This window comes from Methylosinus sp. Sm6, from assembly GCF_019802345.1.
Taxonomy (GTDB): Bacteria; Pseudomonadota; Alphaproteobacteria; order Rhizobiales; family Beijerinckiaceae; genus Methylosinus.
This window is the reverse complement of record NZ_JAINDZ010000088.1, coordinates 1-3,889: the sequence shown is the minus strand read 5'-3', so window position 1 is coordinate 3,889 and position 3,889 is coordinate 1. Positions and strand designations below refer to the sequence as shown.

Genomic DNA, 3,889 nt, shown 5'->3' with positions numbered 1-3,889 from the left:
CGGACCCACGCCAATACGAGATAATACTATGCCTATCTTGAACCGGACAGCCGTGGGACGAGCCCGGCCATGACGGCGCTGCGCATTCCAAGATGTGTGCATGCGGTAGCCCTGAAAGGGGAGGGTGATGCGCCCCTTCCCGCGTCGTCCCGGGATTTTCTCCTTCGTCCCGCGCGTCACGCCATCAGCTCATGCACGCTGAACAGCCCCGCCTCGTCCCGCCACGCCCGCCGCGGCGACCAGCCGGCGGCGCGGGCCGTCTCGCGGAACTCGGCCAGCGCGTATTTGTAGGAGCTTTCGGTGTGGATGGCCTCGCCGCGGCGAAAGCCGAAGGCGCGGCCGGCGGCGCGGGCCTCCTGCGGGCGGCGGCTCACGAGGCGCATCTCGATGCGCCCTTCGGCCGCGTCATAGATCGCCTGATGGCAAAAGCCGTCGAGATCGAAGCCGCCGTCGAGCTCGCGATTTATGCGCGCGAGCAGGTTGAGGTTGAAGGCGGCGGTGACGCCATGCGGGTCGTTGTAGGCGGCGAGCAGCCGAGCCGGGTCCTTCTTCAGATCGACGCCGATGACGAGCCGGCTGCCGGCCCCGAGCGCGAGACGCAGGGCGGCGAGCAGGCGCCGCGCCTCCGCCGGCGTGAAATTGCCGATGGTCGAGCCGGGGAAGAAGCCGATGACGCGCCGGCCGGCGATCTCGGCGGGAAGAGCGAGCGGCGCGGTGAAATCGGCGACGATCGGCGTCACCTCGAGCTCGGGGAAGCGGCGCGCGAGCCGCGCGCGCGCCTCCTCCAGCGCCTGCCCGCAAATATCGATCGGCGCATAGGCGGCGAGGCGGCCGGCCTGCTCCAGCAGGATCTCGGTCTTGCGGCTGGAGCCCGAGCCGAATTCGACGAGCGTCGTGTCCTCGTCGACGCCGTCGAGGATCTCGGCCGCATGGGCCTCGAGGATCGCCGTCTCGGCGCGGGTCGGATAATAATCGGGCAGGCGGGTGATCTCGTCGAACAGGCTGCTGCCGGCGGCGTCATAGAAGTAGCGGCAGGGCAGCCGCTTCTTCGGCCGAGACAGGCCGTCGATCACATCGGCGGCGAAGGCGTTGCGCTCGGCGATCACGGCGAAGGCGAGGGCGTTGCTCATCAGCGCGCCTCCGCGGCGAGGCGCAGGCCGGAGCATTGCCAGCGCTGGCGGGCGTAGAGGAAATTGCGATAGCTCGGCCGAATATGGCCCGGCGGCGTGAGGCAGGAGCCGCCGCGCAGCACATGCTGGTCGCACATGAATTTGGCGTTGTATTCGCCGATCGCGCCCGGCGGCGGCTCATAGCCGGGGTAGGGAAGATGGGCGCTCGCCGTCCATTCCCACACATCGCCGAACATTTGGCGCGGGCGGCGGCGCAACGGCTCGGCCGCCGCCAGCGGGCGCAGCGCGCCGCTCGCCAGCAGATTGCCGGCGACGGGCGCCAGGGCCGCGGCGGCCTCCCATTCGAATTCGGTCGGCAGGCGCTTTCCCGCCCAGCGGGCGAAAGCGTCGGCCTCATAGAAGCCGACATGCGCGACCGGCGCGTCGGGCGCGAGCGGAGCGAGCCCCTCGAGCGTCATGGCCAGCCATTCGCCGTCCCGCCGCTCCCAATAGGCGGGCGCGCGCCAGCCCTCCCGCTGCGCCCGGTCCCAGCCGTCCGAGAGCCACAGCGTCGCGGTCCGATAGCCGCCGTCGGCGATGAATTCGAGCCATTCGGCATTGGCGACCGGCCGGTCGGCGAGGCGGAACGGCGCGATCAGCGCCTCATGGCGCGGCGCTTCGTTGTCGAAGCGAAAGCCCGTCCCGCCATGGCCGATCGGCGTCACGCCGCCGGCGAAGGAGAGCCAGCGCATCGGCTCCGGCGCGCGCCCGGCGAGGCGCGGCCGCGCCGGGCGATAGGCCGGCCGCAGCGGATTGGCCGCGAACAGCGCGAGAATATCGGTGAGCAGCAGCTCCTGATGCTGCTGCTCATGATGGACTCCGAGCTCGATCCGCCGCCGCGCCTCCTGCGGCGCGCCGGCCTCGAGCAGCGTCTGCAGCGCATCGTCGACATGGCGCCGATAGCCGAGCACGCGATCGAGCGTCGGGCGGGTCAGCAGGCCGCGCTTCGGCCGCGGCTGACGCGCGCCCGCCGCCTCGTAATAGGAGTTGAAGCAATAGCCGAAGGCGGGGTCGAACAGGCGATAGGCGGGGAGAAAGGGCGCGAGCACGAAGGTTTCGAAGAACCATGTCGTATGGGCGAGATGCCATTTGGTCGGGCTCGCCTCCTCCATGGCCTGGGCGACCATGTCCTCCGGCTCCAGCGGCGCGGCGAGATCGAGCGTCAGGTCGCGCGTCGCCATGAGAAGCGCGAGGAGGTCGTCCTCTGCTCGCCGCGTCTGCGGCGGCGGCAGAGCCAGAGCCGGTTCGGCCATGGCGCGTCCTTAAAAAAAGCGACGGCCGGGGCGCCGTCGTCGAGAGCGCATATAGAGCGCTTTCCGATCGAACGAATCGTCCGATCGATCAGAATTCGCTCCAGTCAAAAAAGCTGGAGCAGGCAATCCGCATGTGCGGCGGCGCACAGAAGCGGCGAACGCTCCCGGCTAGGGTTCGCTCGCTCGCCGATGCGAGCGGGGCAATTGAATTTCGGAGCCGCCGCCATGATCGAGACCATCCGCCGCGCCATCGAGGACAAGGGTCGTCTGAGCGTCGCGAGCCTCGCGCTTGACGCCGACCTCTATGCGGCCGGGCTCTCGCCCTTCGCCGCCATTCAGGTGATGCTGGAGCTGGAGCGCCGGCTCGCCGTCGAATTCCCGAAGCCGATGCTGAACCGCCGCAGCATGGCGAGCATCGGCGCGATCGCCGCTCTGCTCGAGCGGCTGCAGGCGGACGCCGGCCGGCTGCAGGCGGCGTGATCCCGGGCTATCGCACCACGACGCGCGCGCCCTTGGCGACGCGCTGATAGAGATCGATCACATCCGCATTGAGCATGCGAATGCATCCCGAGGACACCGCGTGGCCGATGCTCTCCGGCTCATTGGTGCCGTGGATGCGGAACAGAGTGTCCTTATTGCCCTGGAACAGATAGAGCGCCCGCGCGCCCAGAGGATTCTCCAGCCCGCCGTCCATATGCGGCGGCAGGTCTGGCCGGCGCTCCAGCATTTCCGGCGGCGGCGTCCAGCCGGGCCAGAAGGCCTTGCGGCCGATCTGCGCCTCGCCCTTCCAGGCGAAGCCCGTGCGGCCGACGCCGATCGCATATTCCATCGCCCGCCCGTCCTCGAGCGACAGAAGCAGCCGGCGCGCGCGCGTGTCTATGGTGAGCGTGCCCGGCGTCTCGCCGGTGCGGTCGTCGACGAGGCGGCGGCGCGACTGGCGCAGATCGATGAGATCGTCATAGTCGACCGGCGTCGAATAATTGGGATCGGCGTCGGGCGGCAGAGCGGCGACCCTGGCGCCATTCTCGCGCGCCGCGCCGGAAAGGGCGGGGCGGCGGTCGCGGTCGTATTCGCGCGGCGCCCGGCGCTGCGGGCGCGCATCCTCGCGGTCGTCGTCCCAAGGATCATAGGCGCCGCGCCGGTCGTCCGGCCAAGTGTAATATTGGCCGAGGGCCGGCGGTGCGGTCAGCGCGAGAGCGAGGCCGAGGACGAGGCGGCGACGGAACGACATATTCTCTCCCCATCGAAAGACGCGATCTTTCATCTACGATGAAGGCGGCGAAAAACGGACGGCCGCGCCTCAGAAGCGAGCAGGGCAATCGGGTGAACGCAGGAAGGAGGGTGCTACCCTCCCCCTTCAGGGGCTACCGCATGCACATCTTGGTATGCGCAGCGCCGTCATGGCCGGGCTTGTCCCACGGCTGTCCGGTTCAAGATAGGCATAGTATTATCTCGTATTGGCGTGGG

The 3,889-nt window shown here is 69.2% G+C and carries 4 protein-coding genes; 1 reads left to right on the top strand and 3 read right to left on the bottom strand.

Translation table 11 applies throughout. The annotated features are described in order from the left end of the window. Nucleotides 1-176: 176 nt before the first annotated feature. Nucleotides 177-1,130 carry an L-histidine N(alpha)-methyltransferase gene (egtD, locus tag K3F48_RS23375; RefSeq protein WP_222577844.1) on the bottom strand — a complete coding sequence of 318 codons (954 nt, stop codon included), beginning with the start codon at nt 1,128-1,130 and terminating at the stop codon, nt 177-179. Then, a complete protein-coding gene (gene egtB, locus K3F48_RS23370) occupies nt 1,130-2,422 on the bottom strand; it encodes an ergothioneine biosynthesis protein EgtB (RefSeq protein ID WP_222577843.1) in 1,293 nt (430 codons plus the stop codon). The genes egtD and egtB overlap by 1 nt, the downstream gene beginning before the upstream one ends. A 225-nt stretch (nt 2,423-2,647) precedes the next feature. Here egtB and K3F48_RS23365 point away from each other — a divergent pair, with 225 nt between their 5' ends. After that, entirely contained in the window at nt 2,648-2,902 is a 255-nt protein-coding gene (locus K3F48_RS23365; RefSeq protein WP_222577842.1) for an acyl carrier protein, read from the top strand. A 7-nt stretch (nt 2,903-2,909) separates the two neighbouring features. Here K3F48_RS23365 and K3F48_RS23360 read toward each other — a convergent pair whose 3' ends face one another. Continuing rightward, the gene (locus K3F48_RS23360; protein WP_222577841.1) at nt 2,910-3,653 is read right to left on the bottom strand and encodes a L,D-transpeptidase; all 744 of its coding nucleotides are present in this window, start codon (nt 3,651-3,653) and stop codon (nt 2,910-2,912) included. Nucleotides 3,654-3,889 lie beyond the last annotated feature (236 nt).

What these genes read in the sequence shown, in the direction of transcription:
- K3F48_RS23365 (WP_222577842.1), top strand. Translation starts at nt 2,648, where the DNA reads ATGATCGAGACCATCCGCCGCGCCATCGAGGACAAGGGTCGTCTGAGC.
- egtD (WP_222577844.1), bottom strand. Translation starts at nt 1,130, where the DNA reads ATGAGCAACGCCCTCGCCTTCGCCGTGATCGCCGAGCGCAACGCCTTC.
- egtB (WP_222577843.1), bottom strand. Translation starts at nt 2,422, where the DNA reads ATGGCCGAACCGGCTCTGGCTCTGCCGCCGCCGCAGACGCGGCGAGCA.
- K3F48_RS23360 (WP_222577841.1), bottom strand. Translation starts at nt 3,653, where the DNA reads ATGTCGTTCCGTCGCCGCCTCGTCCTCGGCCTCGCTCTCGCGCTGACC.